The sequence below is a fragment of the Streptomyces megasporus genome, assembly GCF_000718985.1.
GTDB lineage: Bacteria > Actinomycetota > Actinomycetes > Streptomycetales > Streptomycetaceae > Streptomyces > Streptomyces megasporus.
The window spans coordinates 24,336-43,554 of the sequence record NZ_JODL01000005.1 but is presented as its reverse complement, the minus strand read 5'-3'; the positions used below and the strand labels follow the sequence as shown (position 1 = coordinate 43,554).

Sequence of the window (19,219 nt, the reverse complement as noted above, 5' to 3'; positions counted from 1 at the left end):
CGCGACCCGCTCCCGACCGTGGCCGGCCGGGAGCGGCACGGAGGCCCCTGATGCCTTCCGAGGCCCTCTACCGCCCCAGGAACTGCGGCCCCTGCGGGGGCAGGGCGAAGGCCGGGTCGGGCTGGTGGGGATATCCGTACGCCGGCTGCGGCGGCCGGACCGGCGGAGGCGGGGGCAACTGCGGATACCCGTACGCGGGCTGCGGGGAGGGCGGCGGCTGGTGCGGCGGCTGCGGGTACCCGTACGCGGGCTGGGCCGGCACGGGCGGCGCCATCGGCGGCGGCGGAGGCACCGCGACCGTCGCAGCAGCGGGCTCGGGCCTCGGCTGCGGCTCGGGCTCGGGGACGGGACGCGGCTCCGGTTCCGGCGTGGGCTCGGGGACGGGACGCGGCTCGGGGTGGGGTTCCGGCCGGGGCTCGGGCACCGGCTCCGGCTCGGGGACGTTCGGCTCCGGGGGCGGCTGCGGGATCGTGTGCGCCGGATCCCCGGACGCCTCCGAGGAGCCCTCCTCCACCGAGATCCCGAACTCCGTCGCCAGGGCGATCAGTCCGTCCTCGTACCCCTGGCCCAGCGCGCGGAACTTCCAACCGTCCCCGCGCCGGTAGAGCTCGCCGCAGATCAGGGCCGTCTCCGAGCCCGTCTCCGGCCTGATCTCGAACCGTGCCACCGTCTCGCCGCTCCCGGAATCCATCAGGAGCAGCACCAGGTCGCGCACGTCCGCGAAGGTGCCGCCGTCCGACGAGGCCGCCAGGAGCACCCGCTCCACGGACTCGTCGAGCCCGGAGAGATCCACCTCGACGGAGTCGGTCAGGCCCTCCGGCTCGTGCCTCTTGGGCAGGTACCGGACCAGCCCGGAGGGGTGTCGCGGCTGGTTGTAGAAGACGAAGTCCTCGTCGGAGCGCACGCGCCCGTCCACCCCCAGCAGCAGCGCGGAGGCGTCGACGTCGAGCACCCCCGTGCCCGGTGTCCAGCGCAGCACGGCGCGCACGGCCGTCGCGTGGAGCTGGATGTTCGACCCCTTCAACATCGCGTGCGTCATAAAGCCATCCTGCCTGGCGCGGCCCGCCGGGACAACGCGGGGCCATCGACACCACAGATTTGCAGGCAAGTAATGTTTTGTTCATTCATTCGGGTAACTTTTGAGCCACGCTCGTGCGTACGATGGTCGGCCGGATATCGCTCATGAAAGCCATGAGGCCGGCGAAGGAACGGGGGTCCTATGCGGCATTTCGGACACCTTTCGCCGGAGGTACGACGCGAGTTGTTCCACCGTGAACCGGTCGAGTTCTCCTCGGGGTCACCGGCGCGTCTCCTCTCGGTGGCCCTCGGCGCCACCCTCTACAGCCCCGCCAACCGCCCCCGGTTGGCCGAGGACGTCCGCAAGCAGGCCCGCAACGGGGTGGTCTCCATGGTGCTCTGCCTGGAGGACTCCATAGGCGACACCGACGTGGCCGAGGCGGAGGAGAACCTGGTCGGGCAACTCGCCGACCTGGCCGTGTCCGACGCCGGCGAGGCGCCGCTGCTGTTCGTCCGCGTCCGCGAGCCCGACCAGATCACCGACCTGGTCCGGCGCATGGGTCCGGCCGTCTCCCTGCTGTCCGGGTTCGTGCTGCCCAAGTTCACCGAGGAGCGCGGCATCCCCTTCCTGGAGGCGCTCACCGCCGCCGAGGCCGCCTGCGGACGACGACTTTTCGCCATGCCCGTCCTGGAGTCTCCCGAGCTCCTGCACCTGGAGACGCGCGTGGAGACGCTCACCGGCATAGCCCGGACCGTCGACAAGTACCGCGACCGCGTCCTGGCGCTCCGCCTCGGCGTCACCGACTTCTGCTCGGCGTACGGCCTGCGCCGCAGTCCCGAGATGACCGCCTACGACGTGCAGATCGTCGCCTCGGTCATCGCCGACGTGGTCAACGTGCTCGGCCGCGCCGACGGCACCGGCTTCACCGTCACCGGACCGGTGTGGGAGTACTTCCGCCTCCAGGAGCGGATGTTCAAACCGCAATTGCGCCGCAGTCCGTTCACCGGCCGCGCCGAGGAACTGCGCGCCGCCCTGATCGAGCACGACATGGACGGGTTGCTGCGCGAGATCGAACTGGACCGCGCCAACGGACTGCTGGGCAAGACCTGCATACACCCCTCGCACGTCGCCCCCGTGCACGCCCTGTCGGTGGTCAGCCACGAGGAGTTCAGCGACGCCACGGACATCCTGCGGCCCGAGTGCGACGGCGGCGGCGTCCTGCGGTCCGCCTACACCAACAAGATGAACGAGGTGAAGCCGCACCGCGCCTGGGCCGAACGCACCCTGCTGCGGGCCGAGGCCTTCGGCGTCGCCCGCGAGGGCGTGGGCTTCGTCGAGTTGCTGGCGGCGACCGCGTGAGCGACGGATCGTGAGCGACGGATACGGTGAGGGACGGACCACGGCGCCCCGGAGGGCGGACACGGACGGTGAAGGGAACGGCGTGACGGACGGGCGGACGGCGGACGGCGGACAGTGGTCGGGGGAGTGGGTCGCCCGCCGGCTGGGCGTCCGACTGGACGCCCCCGAGGGGGAGCCCGACGGGCTGCGCGACCTGCTGGGCCTGGCCCTGCGGCGCAACCCGCGCCGAGCCCACCTGCTGGTCTCCCGGGTCCTGGGCAAGCACGTCCCACAGCTCCCCGAGATCGTCCACGGCACCGGACTCGGCCTGGGCGAACGGGTTCGCGAACTGCTGGGCGACGACGCCGACCGCGCCGTCGTCCTCGGCTACGCCGAGACCGCCACCGCGCTGGGCCACAGCGTCGCCGACGGGCTGGGCACCGCCGTCTACCTCCACTCCACGCGCCGCCCCGTGCCCGGCGTGACGCCGGTGGGCGGCTTCGAGGAGGAGCACTCCCACGCCACCTCCCACCTGCTGCTGCCGGAGGACCCCGAACTGCCGGCCGGGGACGGCCCCCTGGTGCTGGTGGACGACGAGTTCTCCACCGGTACCACCGTCCTCAACACCATCACCGCCCTGCACCGGACCTTCCCGCGCGAGCGGTACGTGATCGTCGCCCTCACCGACCTGCGCGGGGAGTCCGACCGCGCCCGGCTGGAGAAGTTCGCCGCCGACCTCGGCGCCCGCATCGACGTGGTGGCCCTCGCCACCGGCGGCGTCCACCTGCCCGAGGACGTGCTGGAGCGCGGCGCCGCCCTGGTCGAGGCCCACGACGCCCCGCCGCCCCCGCCCGCCGCGCCCCCGTTCGAGGTGCGCCGCGTCGACCTGGGCTGGCCGCTCGGGCTGCCCGACGGCGGCCGGCACGGCTTCACCCCCGCCCACCGCGCCCGGCTGGAGGCCGCCCTGCCGGCGATGGCGGACCGGATCGCCGCCGAACTGCCCGACGGGGCGCGCAAGGTGCTCGTGCTGGGGTGCGAGGAGCTGATGTACGCGCCGCTGCGGCTGGCCGACGCGCTGACCGGGGCCACCACCGCGGAGGTCCGCTTCTCCACCACCACCCGTTCGCCCGTCCTGGCGGTCGACGAGCCGGGCTACGCGATACGCACCCGGCTGGTCTTCCCCGCCCACGACGACCCCGCCGACGGGCCCGGACCGCGCTACGCCTACAACGTCGCGGGCCAGGGCTTCGACGCCGTGGTGGCCGTCGTGGACTCGGCCGCCGACACCCCCGCCCTCCACGCCCCCGACGGCCTGCTCGCCCACCTCGCCGCCCACACCGGACGGGTGCTGCTCGCGGTCGTCCCCTCCCACCGGCCGCTGCCGAGGCCGCTGCGCGGTCCGGAGTTCTCCTCCTACGCGGCGGAGGAGGTCGGCTGGCTGCTCCAGGACCTCTCCGACGTCACCCTGGAGGCGCCCACCGAGGAGCGCGAGGAGGCCATCCAGAGCGGCGGCGCCCACTACGCCGAGTCGCTGCCGGTGGAGTACCAGCCGAGCGAGGAGTACCAGAGGCTGTTCCACCAGGCCCTGGACGCCTCCGCCGCCCGCATCGCCCGCGCGGTCGGCACAGTGACGGACACGCTGCTCGCCGAACGGGGGCGGGGCATCGTCCTGGCCTCCCTGGCCCGCGCCGGCACGCCGATCGGGGTGCTGATGCGCCGCTGGGCCCGCCGCGTCCACGGCCTGGACCTGCCGCACTACGCCGTCTCCATCGTCCGCGGACGCGGCATCGACACCAACGCCCTGCGCTGGCTCGCCGCCCACCACGACCCGTCCGACGTCGTCTTCGTGGACGGCTGGACGGGCAAGGGCGCCATCACCCGCGAACTCGCCGAGGCGCTGCGTCCGTTCCCCGGCTTCGACCCGGATCTCGCCGTCCTGGCCGACCCCGGGGGCTGCGTGCGCACCCACGGCACCCGGGAGGACTTCCTCATCCCCTCGGCCTGCCTCAACTCCACCGTCTCCGGGCTGATCTCGCGGACCGTCCTCCGCGCCGACCTCGTCGGGCCCGATGACTTCCACGGCGCGAAGTTCTACCGCGAACTGGCCGCCTCGGACGTCTCCGGGCACTTCCTGGACACCGTCGAGGCCCGCTTCGACGAGGTCCGCGATCGGGTCGACGTCGACGTGCGCTCGCTGCTCGCCGCCGACCGCACCCCCACCTGGGTCGGTTGGAAGGCGGTGGAGCGGATCAGCGAGGAGTACGGCATCGGGGACGTCAACCTGGTCAAGCCCGGCGTCGGCGAGACCACCCGGGTGATGCTGCGCCGCGTCCCCTGGCGCGTCCTCGCCCGGCGCGGCGCGGGCGCCGACCTGGACCACATACGGCTGTTGGCCGAGCAGCGCGGCGTGCCCGTCGAGGAGGTCGACGACCTGCCCTACTCCTGTGTGGGCCTCATCCACCCCCGCTACACACGCGGCGCGACCGGCGCCGACGGGAAGGCCGTCCGATGACCGCCTCGACGACCGACCCGACGCCCGACCAGGTGACCGACCCGATGCCCGGCCCGTGCACCGCGCTGGTCGCCTGCGACCTGGACCGCACCCTGATCTACTCGGCCGCCGCCCTCTCCCTGACCGTGCCCGACGAGCGGGCCCCGCGCCTGCTGTGCGTGGAGGTCTACCAGGCCAAACCGCTGTCGTACCTCACCGAGGCCGCCGCGGCGCTGCTGGCCGAGCTGGCCCGGCACGCCGTCTTCGTCCCCGCCACCACCCGCACCCGCGAGCAGTACCGGCGCGTCCACCTGCCCGGACCGCCCCCCGCCTACGCGATCTGCGCCAACGGCGGCCACCTGCTGGTGGACGGCGAGTCCGACCCCGACTGGCACGCCCGCGTGCGGCGTGCCCTGGAGGCCGAGAGCGCCTCCCTGGAGGAGGTCCGCGCCCGCATGCTGGCCGGCGCCGACCCCGACTGGCTCCTCAAGGAGCGCGTCGCCGAGGACCTGTTCGCCTATCTGGTGGTGGACCGCGACCGCCTGCCCGACGGCTGGGTCAAGGAACTGGAGGAGTGGGCCGAGCCGCGCGGCTGGACGGTCTCCCTCCAGGGGCGCAAGGTCTACGCCGTGCCCCGTCCGCTCACCAAGAGCGCCGCCGTCGCCGAGATCGTCCGCCGCACCGGCGCCCGGGACGTCCTGGCCGCCGGGGACTCCCTCCTCGACGCCGACCTGCTGCTGGCCGCCGACACCGCCTGGCGTCCGGGCCACGGCGAACTGGCCGACCTGGGCTGGACGGCGCCGCACGTCACCGCCCTGCCCGAGCGCGGGGTGGCGGCCGGGGAGCGCGTCCTGCGGGAGATGCTGATGCACACGCGCGGGCGCTGAGCGAGGATGCGGACATGACGGCGAAGGCACCCCGCGACAAGCGCCCGCTCCAGACCCCGGAGCTCTACCGGTACGTGCTCGACCACAACCCTCCACTCGACCCGGTGCTGCGGGAGCTGGTGGAGACCACGCACGCCCGCTTCCCCGAGCGGGCCGGCATGCAGTCGGCGCAGGAGCAGGGGCCGCTGCTGGCCTTCCTGGTGCGGCTGATCGGCGCCCGCCACGTCGTGGAGGTCGGCACCTTCACCGGCTTCTCGGCCCTCGCCATGGCCCGGGCCCTGCCCGCGGACGGCACGCTGATCGCCTGCGACGTCTCCGAGGAGTGGACGGCCGTCGCCCGCGAGTTCTGGACCCGGGCGGGCGTCGCGGACCGTGTCGACCTGCGCATCGCCCCCGCCCTGGAGACCCTGCGCGCCCTGCCCGCCGAACCGGGGATCGACCTGGCCTACCTGGACGCGGACAAGGGCAACTACGTCCACTACTGGGAAGAACTGGTGCCGCGGCTGCGGCCGGGCGGCCTCCTGGTCGCCGACAACGTGCTCTTCCACGGCGAGGTCGCCGACCCGGACGCCGGCGGCAACGCCGCCGCGATCCGCGTCTTCAACGACCACGTGGCCGCCGACGAGCGCACCGAGTCGATCATGCTGACGGTCGCCGACGGCGTGACGATCGCGCGTCGGCTCTGACCGTACCGGACGACACTGTGAGGCAGCCCACACCCGGTGACTGTCCGATCGGTCAGGACTGACCGATCGGACAGTTATCGTGAGGGGCATGGCACGTTCCACCTCCACCCTGCGCGGACAGATCCTGGAGGCGGCGCTGGACCTGTTCGCGACCCACGGCTACAGGGGCACGTCGCTGCACGACATCGCCACCGTGGTGGGCTGCTCCAAGGCGTCCCTGCTCTACCACTTCGCCGGCAAGGACGCGATCCTCACCGAGCTGCTGAGCCCGGCGGGCGAGGCGCTCGCCGAGTTGGACGCCGACCTGGCGGAGCTGGACGACGACCGGGTCGTGGAGGCGGCCGTCACCGGATACGTCGACCTCGCACTGCGCTTCCGACGCGAGGTCACGGTCCTCTTCCAGGACATCACCGAGACGCTCTGCCATCCGGCCCTGGCCCACGTGCCCGGAATGGCGGAACGACTCGTGGCCTCCCTGGCCGGCCGCTCGACGGACCCCAAACGCCTCGTCACCGCCCACATGGTGCTCGGAGCCGTCTTCGTGACGTGCGCCGGCGACCCGGACGTGCCGGCCGACGTGCTGCGCGAGGAACTCCTCCACGGCTCGCTGCGGACCCTCGGCCACACCACCTGACCTTTCGATTCCTCCCGTCGAACTCCGAGGAGAGAAACCTTCCGCCATGGCGACCCTGCTCTACCGGCTCGGCCGGTTCTCCTTCCGCCGACGGCGACACGTCGCCGCCGTGTGGCTGCTCCTGCTCGCTCTGCTGGGCGGCGCGGCAGCCGCCTTCAGCGGCTCCACCACCGACAAGTTCACGATGCCCGGCACCGAGTCCCAGCGAGCGATGGCCGCGCTGGAACGGGAGTTCCCGCAGGCCAGCGGCATCACCGGAACCATCGTGATCGCCGCCCCCGAAGGCGAGAAGCTCACCCCCGACCGGGTCGCGCCGGTGGTGAAGGAAGCCGGCGAGGTCCCCGGCGTCGTCGCCGCCGTCGACCCCTTCCAGGCCCGCTCCGTGTCACAGGACGGCCGCTACGCCCTGGTCCAGGTCCAGTTCGACACCCGGGCCGAGGACGTCACCGACGCACAGCGCGACGCCTACGAGGAGGTCGGCGCCTCCGTCGAGGGACTGCGCGTCGAGCACGGCGGCGAGATCGCGACCGCCAAGGTGGAGATCGGCTCCACCGAGGTGCTCGGCGTCCTGGTCGCCGCGGTGGTCCTCGTCGTCACCCTCGGCTCCCTGGTGGCCGCCGGCATGACCCTGCTGAACGCGCTGATCGGCGTCGCGGTGGGCATGGCCGGGCTGTACGCCCTCAGCGGCGTCATGGAGTTGACCTCCACCGCTCCGATCCTGGCGCTGATGCTGGGCCTGGCCGTCGGCATCGACTACTCGCTCTTCATCACCTCCCGCTACCGCCAGTTCCTCGCCGAGGGCATGGGCACGGAGGAAGCCGTGGGCCGGGCGACCGGAACCGCCGGCTCGGCCGTCGTCTTCGCCGGCGCCACCGTCGTCATCGCCCTGGCCGGACTCTCGGTCGTCGGCATTCCCTTCCTGAGCGTCATGGGCCTGGCCGCGGCGGGCACCGTCGCCATCGCCGTCCTGGTCGCCCTCACCCTGCTGCCCGCCGTCCTGGGCTTCGCCGGCGAGAAGGTCCTGCCCCGCAAGCAGCGGGGCGGCGCGGCCGTGGAGCCCGAGAAGGAGGGCTTCGGCTTCCGCTGGGGCCGGATCGTCACCCGACTGCGCATACCCGTCCTGCTGGTCGGAATCGTGGGGCTGGGCGCCCTCACCCTGCCCGCCCAGGACATGCGCCTGGCGCTGCCCGACGCCGGCACCGCCGCCCCCGGCTCCTCGGCGCGCGAGGCCTACGACCTGACCAGCGAGGGATTCGGGCCGGGCTTCAACGGCCGCCTGATCGCCGTCGTCTCCGGCGACGACGCCCAGGCCACCGGGGCGGCCGTCAAGGAGGCCGCGGCGGTGATCCAGGGCACCGACGGCATCCTCGCCGTGGCCCCGCCCCAGCTCAACGAGCGGGGCACCACCGCGCTGCTGACCGTCATCCCCGAGGCCGGCCCCACCGACGCCGCCACCGAGGAGGCCGTCCACGCCATCCGCGACCGCGTGGCCGACATCGAGGGCGCCGACGTCGCCCTGACCGGCGTCACGGCGATGGGCATCGACGTCTCCGAGAAGCTCGCGGACGCCATGCCGGTCTACCTGCTGCTCGTGGTCGGGCTGTCCATCCTGCTGCTGATGCTGGTCTTCCGCTCCGTCCTGGTCCCGATCAAGGCGGCGCTGGGCTTCCTGCTCACCGTCGGCGCCACCTTCGGCATCACCGTGGCCATCTTCCAGCAGGGCCGACTGGCCGACCTGGTCGGCGTGGACGTCCCCGGCCCCCTGGTGAGCTTCCTGCCGATCCTGCTGATCGGCATCCTCTTCGGCCTGGCCATGGACTACGAGGTGTTCCTCGTCTCGCGGATGCGGGAGGACTTCGTCCACGGCGACACCGCCCAGCAGGCCACGGTCAACGGCGTGGGGCACAACGCCCGGGTCGTCACCGCGGCCGCGCTGATCATGACGTCCGTGTTCGGCGGCTTCGTGCTCATGCACGACCCGATCATCAAGTCCATCGGGTTCGCCCTGGCCGTCGGCGTGCTCATCGACGCGTTCGTCGTCCGCATGACCCTGGTGCCGGCCGCGATGTCCCTGCTCGGCCGTGCCGCCTGGAAGCTGCCCCGCCCCGTCGACCGGGTCCTGCCCAACCTCGACATCGAGGGCGAGAGCCTGCGGCAGCAGCCCGTCGACCGGGCACCCGAGAAGGAGACCGCCGGGGTCTGACCCCGGGCCCACACGACGCGGCCCGCACGAAGCGGACCACACGACGCCGCCGCGGTGCCCGGAGCACCGCGGCGGCGTCACACGTCATACGGCCCGTACGGCGGCCCGTACGGCGGAGGGGTCAGCCGCAGCAGCCGCCTCCACAGCACCCCCCGCCCCCGCCGCCGCTCGGCGCCGGGGCGGAGGCACGGGAGGCGGTGCCGCCCACGGCCACCGTGGACAGCAGCTTGACGGTGTCGTCGTGGCCCTCCGGGCAGGTCGCGGGCGCGCCGGACTCGGCCATCGGACGGTTCAGCTCGAACGTGGTGCCGCAGGAGCGGCAGCGAAACTCGTAACGCGGCATGAAACGCAGCATAGCCACAGGTCAACCCGGACGGACAGAGACGACGCGGCCCGCTCAGCCGCCTGCGGCACGCTCCTCGCGGATGTCCTGCACCACCTGCGCCACCGTCTCCCGGATGGCATCCAGCTCCATCACGAACCGCCACCAGTCCGGGTGCCGCCCCGTCAGCCCCGCCACGGCCCGGTCCACCCGCGCCACCGCGGCGTCCAACGGCCCGGCGTGCCGGGGGTCGGGATGGGTGCGGCCGGCCATCGCCAACCGCTGGGCGTCACGGATGGCGAAACGCACCCGCTCCACCTCCTCGGTGTGGTCGGAGGAGACCTCGTTCAGGCGCCGCAGCCGCTCACCGACGGCCGAGACCGCCTCGTCGGCGTCGTTCAGCAACGCCCGCACCGTCGACAGCCGCGCGGTGGCGTCCGCCCACTGCTGCTCCTGACGCGCCTCGCGCGCCTCGGCGAGTCTCTCCTCCGCCTGCCGCACCGCGCGCACGGCCTGCTCGGGAACCTGCTGGAGATCCTCCCAGCACGCCATGGAGAACCGTCGCCGCAACTCGCTGAGCACCGGATCCACCTGGCCGGCACGGGTGTGCAGCGCCTCGGCGCGGGTGCGCAGGGAGGTGAGCCGCCGATCGATCTCGGCGGCCCGCTCCGGCAGTCGCTCGGCCTCCTCGCGGATCGCCTCCGCCTCGCGCAGGACGCGATCGGCCCGCTGGATGGTCTCCCGCACGCCGTGCCGGCCCGCGCCCTCGTTGAGCCTGGTCAACTCGGGGGAGAGGGAGGCCAGCCGGACGGCCAGGTCGTCCGCCCGGAAACCGGAGGAACGCACGGCGTCGAGCGCGTTCGTCGCGGCGAGCAGCGCCTGCCGGGCCCGCTCCACGGCGGGCGCGAGGCGGGCGAGCCGGTTCTCGGCCTTCTCGACGAGCGGCCCGAGCCCCTGCCCGAACCGCTCCAGGTCCCGCCTGGTCCGCTCCAGCTCCTCGGTGGCTCTGACCAGGGCCTGACGGGCGCGGGAGGCGGTGTCGGAATCCAGATCGTCCCGGTCCAGGTCGTGCGCGTCGACGGCCTTGATGTAGTCGTGGCTGACCTGGTCGATCCGCCGCCCGAACTCGGCGAAGTCGGCGACGGCCCGGCGGGCGGCGGGGGAGTCGTCGACGGCGGCCAGGGTCTCCATGGAGATCCGCAGGTCGCGCTGCGCGGTGTCCAACTCGTAGAACGCGGTGGCCGCCGCGTCCTTCGCGGCCTGGGCCTCGGCACGCCGACTCTCGGCACGCCCGCCGCCTCCCCAGCCCCAGCGGCGCGCGCCGCCGTTCATAGCCGCCACGTGTGTCCTCTCCCCGTACGCGCTCACCGGCCCGGCTGCCATTCTCCCACCCGGCACGAGCGAACACACGGGGCCGATCACACGGGGCCGATCAACGAGCGGTGCGCACGGTGCGCACCGTCACGTCACCGTTGTCGCTGGAGGCGTCGACGGTGTGCTCGCCCTCCTCGTCACGGGGCACCTCGATCCGGGTGCGGCCGTTGTGGGCCACCGCGTCCACCCGGTACGCGGCGCGTGGCAGTTCGACGGTGACCGAACCGTTGTGGCCGCGGGCCTCCACCCGGTCCGGAACCTCGACCAGCGCCAGCTTCACCCCGCCGTTGTCGACCTCGACGGTGACCTTGCGGGAACGGACGCCGGTGGCCTCGACGGAACCGTTGTGGCCGCTGAGCTCCAGCGGCCCGGCGGCGTCCCGCACCCTCACCTTGCCGTTCTCCGAGGCGACCGCGAGCGCGTCGCGGAAACCACGGGCGGTGACGTCCCCGTTGTCGCTGACGACCCGCACCGCCACCCCGTGCGGCACCTCCACCCGGTGCCGGATGTCGCAACTCGAGGGCCCCCGGCAGTCCGGCCCCAGGCGGAGCGTGCCGTCCTCCAAGGACCACTTCGCGCCCGTGCTGCCGCCGTAGGCGTACCCGGCGAACCAGCGGGTGACCCGCACGTCCCTCCGGTCCGCGGCGACCAACTCCACCGGCGAGTCGTCGACGTCGACCGTCAGCGTCGCCTCCCCCTTCCCGAGCGTGAAACTCCGGTGCTCCGGCTCGGCGTCATCGGCGTCCACACACCCGGCCGCCCCCGCGGTGACCGCGACCGCCAGGGCGACGGCGGCCAGGGCGCGGACGGTACTGCGACGGGTCTTGGTGGTCATCGGCGTTCTCCGTATCCGGTGGACAGGACGCGTCGCCAGGACGCGTCATCGCGTACCGCGACGGTACGGATCTCCGCCCCTGCCCCGGCATCCCGCGGACCACCGGATCGGTGCTGGGGAAAGCCCCCGTTCCCCTGTGGGGTTTGCGGCGCCGACCGGACGGCAGGGTACGCTGTGTCTCCATATCCCCCCGGGCGCATAGCTCAGCGGTAGAGCGCTGCCCTTACAAGGCAGATGTCGGCGGTTCGAACCCGTCTGCGCCCACCAGCAGCAGGACACGCGGAAGGCCCAGGTCAGCGGGTGCAAGCCCGGAGGCCCGGGCCTCTGTCCTTCACAGACGAGGGCCGAACCGGTGCGGCCGGCCTCCGTGTACTCGCCCGGGTGGTGAGCCGGCTCCGGTGCGAGTGAGGCCGGGAGTGCCACGGTGCGGACACCGGCCGCGCTCTTGGGTGTCTTGGCGATGGTCCCGTCCGCACGGGTCTCGGTGAGCGGCGGACGGAGATCGTACGGGACTCCAGGGCGATGTCACGGGGCTGGAGAGCGGCCGGCTCACCGAAGCGGAGGGCGCAGAAGGCCGCAAGGAGAGCCGGCAGCGGAGGCAGGGAAGCCGCTCCGCCGACCGCTCGGTAGGGTGCGGCTGCGATCAAGCCGACAGGGCGGATGGGGCCGGGGATCATGCGGCGTGCGGGCATTGTGCTGAACGATGAGGAGCGACTGCAGTGGGAGTCGGTGCCCCTCCTGAGTGTGGGACCGCTCCGGTTCGGGATGAGTCATGACGAAGTGGTCGCGGCATTGGGTGTGGACCACGCCGCGGTGATGCTGACCGGCCGTTGGGCGTCCTTCCACCTTTCCACCTCCCACGGGCAGGCCCTGACGACGTACTACGAAAAGCCCGGACACCTTGCCGGTATGGCGATCGATGCGCTTCACGGCCCGCAAGTCACCCTTCACGGTCTCCGGTTGGTGGGAAAAGTCCCGTCCGAGTTGAACGATCGATTCGTCGGCCACCTGAGGACCCAAGGCTTGGGGGAACACGTCGGATGCTCCCAGTACGGGGATCTTGGGGCGGATGTGTTCGGCCTTGTACTCCGTGTGCAGCGCGCGGGAGACATCCTTTCTCACCCGACCGGTTTTCGTGGCGCGAGAGTGGGCCGACCGTGTGTGTGATGCCTGGGAGGGATTCATACCCGACGAGGAATGGCGCACCCACTGCTGAGAAGCAGCCGGGAGGGCGCTGGGCTGTCCCTGGTCCGTCCGAGGCGAACAGGTGTTGACGGATGCCGACAGCCGGCTTCGGCGTCTACGCAGGTCACAGGGTCGGGCGCAGTCGGTCGGTGCGTGTGGAGGACCCGACTCGTCGCTTCCGGAAGAACCGATACCGGAAGGGCCCGGTGGTCACCTCAGAAGGCGCCGAACGTACCGCCCTCCCATCGCTCCGCACCCAGCGCACACGGTGGCGAAGACCAGTGTCCGGAACGCGGCTCCCGCAGCGAACCACGTGTCTTGTTGTATGTACTCACCGAGGAGCGTCCGAGTCACGGGTATGGACTCGCCGACGGGGCTGTTGGACGTCACCTCCGCGTGTTCGTCGAACCTGCCGGCGTCCGAGCGGAAGGCACCCAGGCAGACTCGCTCCTCGCCGCCCCGCGCACCGGACCTCATGTCGCACACATCGATCCGCAGGCTTCCGGTTGTTCCCTTCCCGAGAGCGGCAGCCCAATCCAGGGCTCCCCATCCGGCAGCGGCCGGCATGGTCAGGGAGAAGAGAAACCAGCCGGCGGTGTACAGGAGGGTGCGGCGCCGCGTCAGCTCGATTTGTTCGGCCCTGGGATCCATGTGATGGGTCTCCCGAGGCTCCTCCGCTGCTGGATCGTCCACGAGTCCCCCGAATCAAGGCCGGCAGGCGTTGGCAGGCAACGACCGATCAGATCATCGCAAGTGAGGGTGGTGTGCTGGAACAGTCGTGCGGCTGACCGGCGCAGTCACATCTCCCGTCAGGAGCAGCCACAGGACGAGGCGTAGCCGACGAACACGGCTGCCACCGTGAACGCGATTCCCGCCACGCCGGCCAACCGGCCACGCCGCCCCGGCCTGGCAGGACGAAGCAACTCCCAGCCGCCGTAACCGAGGAAGACCAGCGCGGCACCGCCTGCTCCACCGGTGACGAGCGGACCGCGCTCCCACCCCCAAACAAACACCAGAGCCAGTCCCAGCACGGTGAGGCAGGCCACCACCGTCAGCACTGCCTCTCCGATGAATTCACCCAGGAACTCACGTGAGAAGGAGCCGATCCCGCGTATCACGCGCCGGGCGCGACTCCGGTCCGTGGAAACAGTCACGTGCCCCCCGGAATCCGTTTCGAACGGTCGAACCCTACGGAATCGCGGCGCGTCGGAGAAGGAGTGCTCACGGGTGACCGCGAGCGGTCCGGAGGACCCCCGGCCGGTGGGCCCGAGGTCCTCGGTATCGGGTTCCGACATCGGCGGTGGCCGATCCCCCCGCCCACACTGGCGGTGGTGCTCAGGAGCGTTCCGGTTCGAAGTGCAGCGCGGTGATCCCGCACTCGAACGGCCGCGCGGCGACGAGGCGGAACCGCCGGCGGGTGTCGCGGGGGAACACGGGCATTCCGCCGCCGATCGCGACCGGGTTGACGAACAGGTGCAGTTCGTCGAGCAGGCCCTCGGCGATCAGGCTCGACACGAGCGTGCCGCCCCCGTAGGCGATCATGTCCCCGCCCGGCCGGGACTTGAGGTCGGCGATGGTCTCGGTCAGGTCGCCGCCGGCGACGACGGTGTTCTCCCAGGGCGACTCGGTGAGGGAGTCGGAGATCACCACCTTGGGCGTGTTGTTCATCTTGTCGATGGACGCCTGGTCCTCGCCCTCGGGCCCGGCCGCCCACGTCGGAATGAACCCCTCGGCGAGTCTGCGGCCCAGCACGATGCAGTCGACCGGCTCGGTGAGCGCGTCGACGTAGTCGTTGACGTCGTCGGACCAGGGGAGGGTCATCCAGTCCATCTCGCCGTTCGGGCCGGCCATGTAGCCGTCGACGGTGGTTTGGACCTGGAGCTTGAACGTGCGCACGGATCGCTTCCTTTCACGTTTCGGGACGGGGCGAGGTCGGACCGCGGCACGAGGGGACGAACGCCGGTCGCCCATGAAGACAGGGCGTATGACGCCCCGTCACCTTGCTCCGCGTGGTACGGGAAGTTACCTGCCCCCACTGACACGGACGGGTCCGGGAAACGTCGGAGGGCCGGACGCGGGTCCCCGCCGCCCGTCGCGGGTAGGGCTTTCCACAACCGTGCGGACCGGTCGGAGGGGGCGCGATGGACGTGGACGGAAGCGGGGCCGGGACGGAGGGGGAGGTGGCCGAGAGGTGGGACGACGAGTACCGCCGTGGCCGCTACCGGGACGAGCCGCCCGTGGCGATGGTGGAGACCGTCATCGAGGAGGCCCGCGCCCGGGGACTCCGGTCGGGCCTGTACATCGGGTGCGGGAACGGCCGGAACCTCGTCCCTCTCCGGGAGGCGGGCCTCGACCTCGTGGGGCTCGACGTCTCGGGGGAGGCGTTGGAGGCGCTGCGGGAGCGGCTGCCCGACCTGCCGCCCGACCGGCTCGTGCGCGGCACCGTGGACGACCTTCCGCCCGGCGCGCGGTTCCCGCTCGTGGTCGGGATCCAGGTCTTCCAGCACGGCACGCGCGCCCGGTGCCACGACCACGTCCGGACCGCGGCCGGCCTGGTGTCGCCCGGCGGTCTCCTGTGCGTCCGCGTCAACGCCGTCGGCACCCACGTCCATCCGGAGCACGACGTGGTCGAGACCCATCCGGACGGCGGCCTGACGGTCCGCTACCGCGTCGGCCCGAAGAAGGGGCTGGACGTTCACTTCTTCGCGGAGGACGAGCTCCGGGCGGCCGTTCCGGCGGACTTCGAGCCGGTCGTCGCCCCGACCAGGGTGACGGAGAGGAGGGTCCCGCCGGCCCCCGGGCACTGGTGCCAGTGGGAGGCGATCTGGCAGCGGGCGGCCTGAGCCGGCCGGGGCGGACGTGTGGGGGCCGGACGGTGGACGGCCGGCCGCCGGCGGAACCCGATCACGGTCCGGGATCGTTGGCAGGGCACGGACCGTGACGAGACGGGCAGCGAACGAAGCCGAGGTGGCACCGGTGGCGATGTGGGATCGGATCAAGGACCAGGCCAAGAGCCTTCAGCAGTCCCGGGACACGGGCACACCGGGCGGGCCCGGCGGAGGCCGGGGCGCCGGGGCCGGCGGGGGTTCGCGCACCCGGCTGGTGAACATGCTGAAGTCCCAGCTCAGCTCCGTGAAGACGGAGTTGAAGAGCGGCGCCTTCCGGGACGCGAGCATGGCGATGTGCGCGCTGGTGGCCGCCGCGGACGGGCAGGTCGACCCGGCCGAGCGGCAGCACGTCGAGTCGATGATCGTCGGCAACGACGTCCTGCAGAACTTCCCGGCGGACCAGCTCCGTCAGCGGTTCAACAAGCACCTGGACCACCTGCTGGCCGACTTCCAGGCGGGCAAGGCGGAGGCGATGCAGGAGATCGCCAAGGTCGCCAAGAAGCCGACGGAGGCCAGGGCGGTGATCCAGACCGGCATCGTGATCGCCGGTTCCGACGGCTACTTCGCGCAGGCCGAGCAGCACGTCGTCCGGGAGGCCTGCGCCGCGCTGGGGCTCCGCCCGGAGGAGTTCGACGTCTGAGCCCGTCCGGCCGGCTCCGGGGAAGACGGCCTTCCCCGAGGGCCGGGGCCGTACGGCGCGGGTCCGCCGGGTGAGGGACGTTCAGCCCCGCGCGGCGGCCGGGGCGGACGCGCCCTGGGGGCCGTCGTCGGAGAGGTCGGCGAAGGAGTAGGGCGGCCAGGGGCCGAGGAAACGGATGCGCGCGGCGGGCTGCTCGTCCCGCACGGCCGCGAGGACGGCGCCCACGGCCTCGATGTCCGACCTCCGGACGAGGAGCGCCGCGGAGAGGACGCCGAGCTCGTCGGCGTCGCGCACGCTCCGGCTCCGCTCGCGCAGGTCCTCCGCCACCGCCAGGAGCCGGTGGCGGACGTCGGCGTAGAGGGCGTCGGCGAGCCGTTCGGCGGACTCCCGACGGATCTGTTCCAACTGCCGGGTCAGCAGACGCCGCAGGCCGGGGGAGCGGTCCGCCAGCTCGGCCTCCAGGGAGCGGGCGCGTTCGTCGTCCCGCGCGGACGCCGCCCGGTCGACGGTGATCTCCACCCTGAGCTCGGCCCGGTCGGCCAGGGAGTCCATCCGGGCGCGGAGTCCGTCCGCGTGGGAGGCGATCCACTCCCGCAGCCGCTCCTCGGCGCTCCGAGCGCTCCGAGCGTCCCGAGCGTCCCGAGGGGCGTCGGCCGGGACGTCGGAGGGGGTGTCGGGCGCCACCAGGACGTTGAAGGTCATGGGCAGGGCCGTCCCCGTGCGCTCCCACACCGCCACCACCGCGGCGTCCTGTTCGGCCACCCGGCGGCGCACCTCCTCGTCCGTCCCCTGGTAGGGGGTCGGGTCCGCGTCGTGGACCAGGGCCGCGACGCCCGTGCCCGGTACGTCCAGCAGACGCAGGGGGTGGCCGTCGACGCCGGTGACGCCGTCGGCGGCGCCAGGCCGGTGGGGCACCAACGCGTAGACGTAGAGGGCCCGTTCCGTCACCGTCGCGCCTCCTCGGCCCAGCGGGCGGGGTTGACCAGCTTGTCCACCACGTCGTCCACGACCTCGTCCAGGCCCCGGTGCAGGTCCGCGACGGATTCGGTGATGCCGTGGTCGGCCTTGATCTCCTCGATCGCCTCGTCCAGTTCGAGGAGGGCGTCACCGAGGCGTTCGAGCTCCTCCACGGTCAGGTCGCCGCCCTCCATCCGGCGCACGGCCTGGCGTTCCAGGGCCTCCTGGATCACCTCCACCAAGGTGACCACCAGGGACAGCACCCCGTGTTTGAGGCTCTTCTCGTCGACTGTGATGGCCATCGTCTCCTCCTCCCGCCGTGTTCTCCCGCCGTCTTCCGCCCGCGCCCCTCGCCGTGTCCCGTGCCGTCCCGTCACGCCGAGGGCAACGCCGGCGCGTCGCGCGGCGATCCCAGGGCCTCGACCCAGCGGCGCGGTTCGTCGGCCGCGAGGGTCACCGTCCCGCGGGAACCGGTCTCCACGGTGAACACGGTTCCCTCGCCGCCCGGCCCGCGCTCCGCGCCGGGGCGGACCGCGGTGACGTCGGCGGCCGGCAGGACCAGGGCGGGCCGGGCGTCCAGCGGCGACTTCCACACCAGGCCGGCCGGGGTGAGCCGACCGTTCCCGCCGCGCCACAGAGGACCGTCCCGGCGCGGCTCGCGGTACCACAAGTGCCCCTCCACCAGGGCCCGTTCGTCCGGGCCGGGCAGGGGGGACCGCGGGCCGTCCGAGGTCAGGGGGCCGGGGCAGGTGCGGACCAGCAGGTCGCGCAGCCGTTCGGGATCGGCGGCGGACAGCAGTGCCCCGGCGCCGTCCGCCGTCTCCACCCGCACCCGGGTGCGGCTCTCGCCGCCGACCGTGCGCTCGCTCTCCAGACGCACCGCGCGCACCGCCGAGAGTTCGGCTTCCCACAGCACCTCGCGTGGATCGCGGCGCAGGACGACCAGCCGCCGGTCGGTGAGGTGGACGGTGCCCGGACGCCAGGTGGTGTGGAAGTCGTCGTCCAGGAGGTGGCCGCCGTACATGCGGACGACGCTCTCCTCGCCGGCCCGCAGCTCCAGCTCGTGCCGCGCGGCGGACCGCATCGCCCAGGCCCGGGTGTCGGCGTCCCACTGCCGCAGCATGCCGTACTCCAGCATGGTCTCCATGCCCGCGACCGCCGCGCGCAGACTGACGCCGATCAGGGGGATGTCGGCCACCGCCACGATGAGGTCCAGGTGCAGGACGGCGCCCTTGTTCAGCAGGACCTCGACGAGGTCGTCCAGCGTCACCCGCGGGTCCCTCGTCGGTTTCATCGGGGGACGCTCAGCCGGCACGCCGCCCGTCCTCCCCGCCCCGGTCACCGGGGCCGTCGGGGCCGCCGGCGCCGGACCCCGGCTCCGGTAGGGGACGCGGGGCGCCGCCGCCCGCGGCCAGCCGGGCCTGGGCGCTGCGCCACCCGCACCACGGACACCACTCGTGGAGCAACTGGCGGACGGGGACCCGCTTGCCGCACTCGGGGCAGGTCTCCTTCTCCTCGCGGCTCTCGCGCCAGGCGGCCGTCTCGGTGTCGGTGCCCGCGGGGAACTCCAACCCGTACCGCGCGGCGGTCTCGAACGAGGCGAGGGCCGCCCGCAGCCGGATGCCGAGGAGCTCGACGCCGGCCACCGACACCATGATGTCCGCGTTGAGCACCAGGCCCTTGTCGAGGAGGGTCTCCACCACGTGGGCCAGGCTGCCCTCGCCGTCCCGTCGCGGCTCCATGGGACGGGGGGCCCGGGGA

General features: G+C 72.8%; 19 protein-coding genes and 1 tRNA gene. 9 read left to right on the top strand and 11 right to left on the bottom strand.

The window, feature by feature from the left end:
- Positions 1–67: 67 nt before the first annotated feature.
- The gene (locus IF47_RS0106315) at positions 68–1,039 is read right to left on the bottom strand and encodes a TerD family protein (RefSeq protein ID WP_031507281.1); all 972 of its coding nucleotides are present in this window, start codon (positions 1,037–1,039) and stop codon (positions 68–70) included.
- Positions 1,040–1,219: 180 nt separating this feature from the next.
- Between IF47_RS0106315 and IF47_RS0106310 the strand changes: the two genes are divergently transcribed.
- From IF47_RS0106310 to IF47_RS0106285, 6 genes are all read left to right on the top strand, one after another.
- A complete protein-coding gene (locus tag IF47_RS0106310) occupies positions 1,220–2,377 on the top strand; it encodes an HpcH/HpaI aldolase/citrate lyase family protein (protein WP_031507280.1) in 1,158 nt (385 codons plus the stop codon).
- An 82-nt stretch (positions 2,378–2,459) separates the two neighbouring features.
- Entirely contained in the window at positions 2,460–4,868 is a 2,409-nt protein-coding gene (locus IF47_RS0106305) for a phosphoribosyltransferase (protein WP_031507278.1), read from the top strand.
- 44 nt (positions 4,869–4,912) lie between these two features.
- Complete coding sequence (locus IF47_RS0106300; protein ID WP_031507277.1) at positions 4,913–5,734, top strand: HAD family hydrolase; 822 nt, start codon at positions 4,913–4,915, stop codon at positions 5,732–5,734.
- Between the two features lie 14 nt (positions 5,735–5,748).
- Positions 5,749–6,420: an O-methyltransferase gene (locus IF47_RS0106295; RefSeq protein WP_031507276.1), complete on the top strand. Its 672-nt coding sequence runs from the start codon at positions 5,749–5,751 to the stop codon at positions 6,418–6,420.
- Between the two features lie 88 nt (positions 6,421–6,508).
- On the top strand, positions 6,509–7,054 hold the full coding sequence (locus tag IF47_RS0106290; RefSeq protein ID WP_031507274.1) for a TetR/AcrR family transcriptional regulator: 546 nt from the start codon (positions 6,509–6,511) through the stop codon (positions 7,052–7,054).
- A gap of 46 nt (positions 7,055–7,100) precedes the next feature.
- Complete coding sequence (locus IF47_RS0106285) at positions 7,101–9,257, top strand: MMPL family transporter (RefSeq protein ID WP_031507273.1); 2,157 nt, start codon at positions 7,101–7,103, stop codon at positions 9,255–9,257.
- Positions 9,258–9,378: 121 nt separating this feature from the next.
- On the opposite strand, the gene IF47_RS0106280 is transcribed toward IF47_RS0106285, so the two are convergent.
- The 3 genes from IF47_RS0106280 to IF47_RS0106270 all read right to left on the bottom strand — a co-directional run bounded on the left by IF47_RS0106280 (position 9,379) and on the right by IF47_RS0106270 (position 11,788).
- Positions 9,379–9,600: an FmdB family zinc ribbon protein gene (locus IF47_RS0106280; protein WP_031507272.1), complete on the bottom strand. Its 222-nt coding sequence runs from the start codon at positions 9,598–9,600 to the stop codon at positions 9,379–9,381.
- A gap of 54 nt (positions 9,601–9,654) precedes the next feature.
- Positions 9,655–10,911 (bottom strand): coiled-coil domain-containing protein, encoded by a 1,257-nt coding sequence (locus tag IF47_RS0106275; protein WP_106982503.1) that lies wholly within the window; start codon positions 10,909–10,911, stop codon positions 9,655–9,657.
- Between the two features lie 100 nt (positions 10,912–11,011).
- Positions 11,012–11,788 (bottom strand): DUF4097 family beta strand repeat-containing protein, encoded by a 777-nt coding sequence (locus IF47_RS0106270; protein WP_037732095.1) that lies wholly within the window; start codon positions 11,786–11,788, stop codon positions 11,012–11,014.
- Between the two features lie 192 nt (positions 11,789–11,980).
- On the opposite strand from IF47_RS0106270, the gene IF47_RS0106265 reads away from it, so the two are divergent.
- Positions 11,981–12,055 (top strand) — tRNA-Val (locus IF47_RS0106265).
- A 1,128-nt stretch (positions 12,056–13,183) separates the two neighbouring features.
- Here IF47_RS0106265 and IF47_RS0106255 read toward each other — a convergent pair.
- The 3 genes from IF47_RS0106255 to IF47_RS0106245 form a co-directional block, all read right to left on the bottom strand.
- A complete protein-coding gene (locus IF47_RS0106255; RefSeq protein ID WP_031507267.1) occupies positions 13,184–13,624 on the bottom strand; it encodes a hypothetical protein in 441 nt (146 codons plus the stop codon).
- A gap of 158 nt (positions 13,625–13,782) precedes the next feature.
- Positions 13,783–14,127, bottom strand: coding sequence for a hypothetical protein (locus IF47_RS28600; RefSeq protein WP_157839923.1), 345 nt, complete (start codon positions 14,125–14,127; stop codon positions 13,783–13,785).
- Between the two features lie 181 nt (positions 14,128–14,308).
- Positions 14,309–14,869, bottom strand: coding sequence for a dihydrofolate reductase family protein (locus IF47_RS0106245; RefSeq protein ID WP_031507265.1), 561 nt, complete (start codon positions 14,867–14,869; stop codon positions 14,309–14,311).
- Positions 14,870–15,114: 245 nt separating this feature from the next.
- On the opposite strand from IF47_RS0106245, the gene IF47_RS28595 reads away from it, so the two are divergent.
- The gene (locus IF47_RS28595; protein ID WP_031507264.1) at positions 15,115–15,816 is read left to right on the top strand and encodes a class I SAM-dependent methyltransferase; all 702 of its coding nucleotides are present in this window, start codon (positions 15,115–15,117) and stop codon (positions 15,814–15,816) included.
- A gap of 133 nt (positions 15,817–15,949) precedes the next feature.
- Positions 15,950–16,501 (top strand): tellurite resistance TerB family protein, encoded by a 552-nt coding sequence (locus IF47_RS0106235; protein WP_031507262.1) that lies wholly within the window; start codon positions 15,950–15,952, stop codon positions 16,499–16,501.
- A gap of 81 nt (positions 16,502–16,582) precedes the next feature.
- Here IF47_RS0106235 and IF47_RS0106230 read toward each other — a convergent pair whose 3' ends face one another.
- The 4 genes from IF47_RS0106230 to IF47_RS31870 form a co-directional block, all read right to left on the bottom strand.
- The gene (locus IF47_RS0106230; RefSeq protein ID WP_051717138.1) at positions 16,583–17,449 is read right to left on the bottom strand and encodes a GvpL/GvpF family gas vesicle protein; all 867 of its coding nucleotides are present in this window, start codon (positions 17,447–17,449) and stop codon (positions 16,583–16,585) included.
- Positions 17,446–17,760, bottom strand: coding sequence for a gas vesicle protein K (locus IF47_RS0106225; protein ID WP_031507259.1), 315 nt, complete (start codon positions 17,758–17,760; stop codon positions 17,446–17,448). Before IF47_RS0106225 ends, IF47_RS0106230 begins: the two co-directional genes overlap by 4 nt.
- Positions 17,761–17,831: 71 nt before the next feature.
- Complete coding sequence (gene gvpJ, locus IF47_RS28590; protein WP_051717135.1) at positions 17,832–18,752, bottom strand: gas vesicle protein GvpJ; 921 nt, start codon at positions 18,750–18,752, stop codon at positions 17,832–17,834.
- Positions 18,753–18,762: 10 nt separating this feature from the next.
- Positions 18,763–19,200: a gas vesicle protein gene (locus IF47_RS31870; RefSeq protein ID WP_281179453.1), complete on the bottom strand. Its 438-nt coding sequence runs from the start codon at positions 19,198–19,200 to the stop codon at positions 18,763–18,765.
- Positions 19,201–19,219 lie beyond the last annotated feature (19 nt).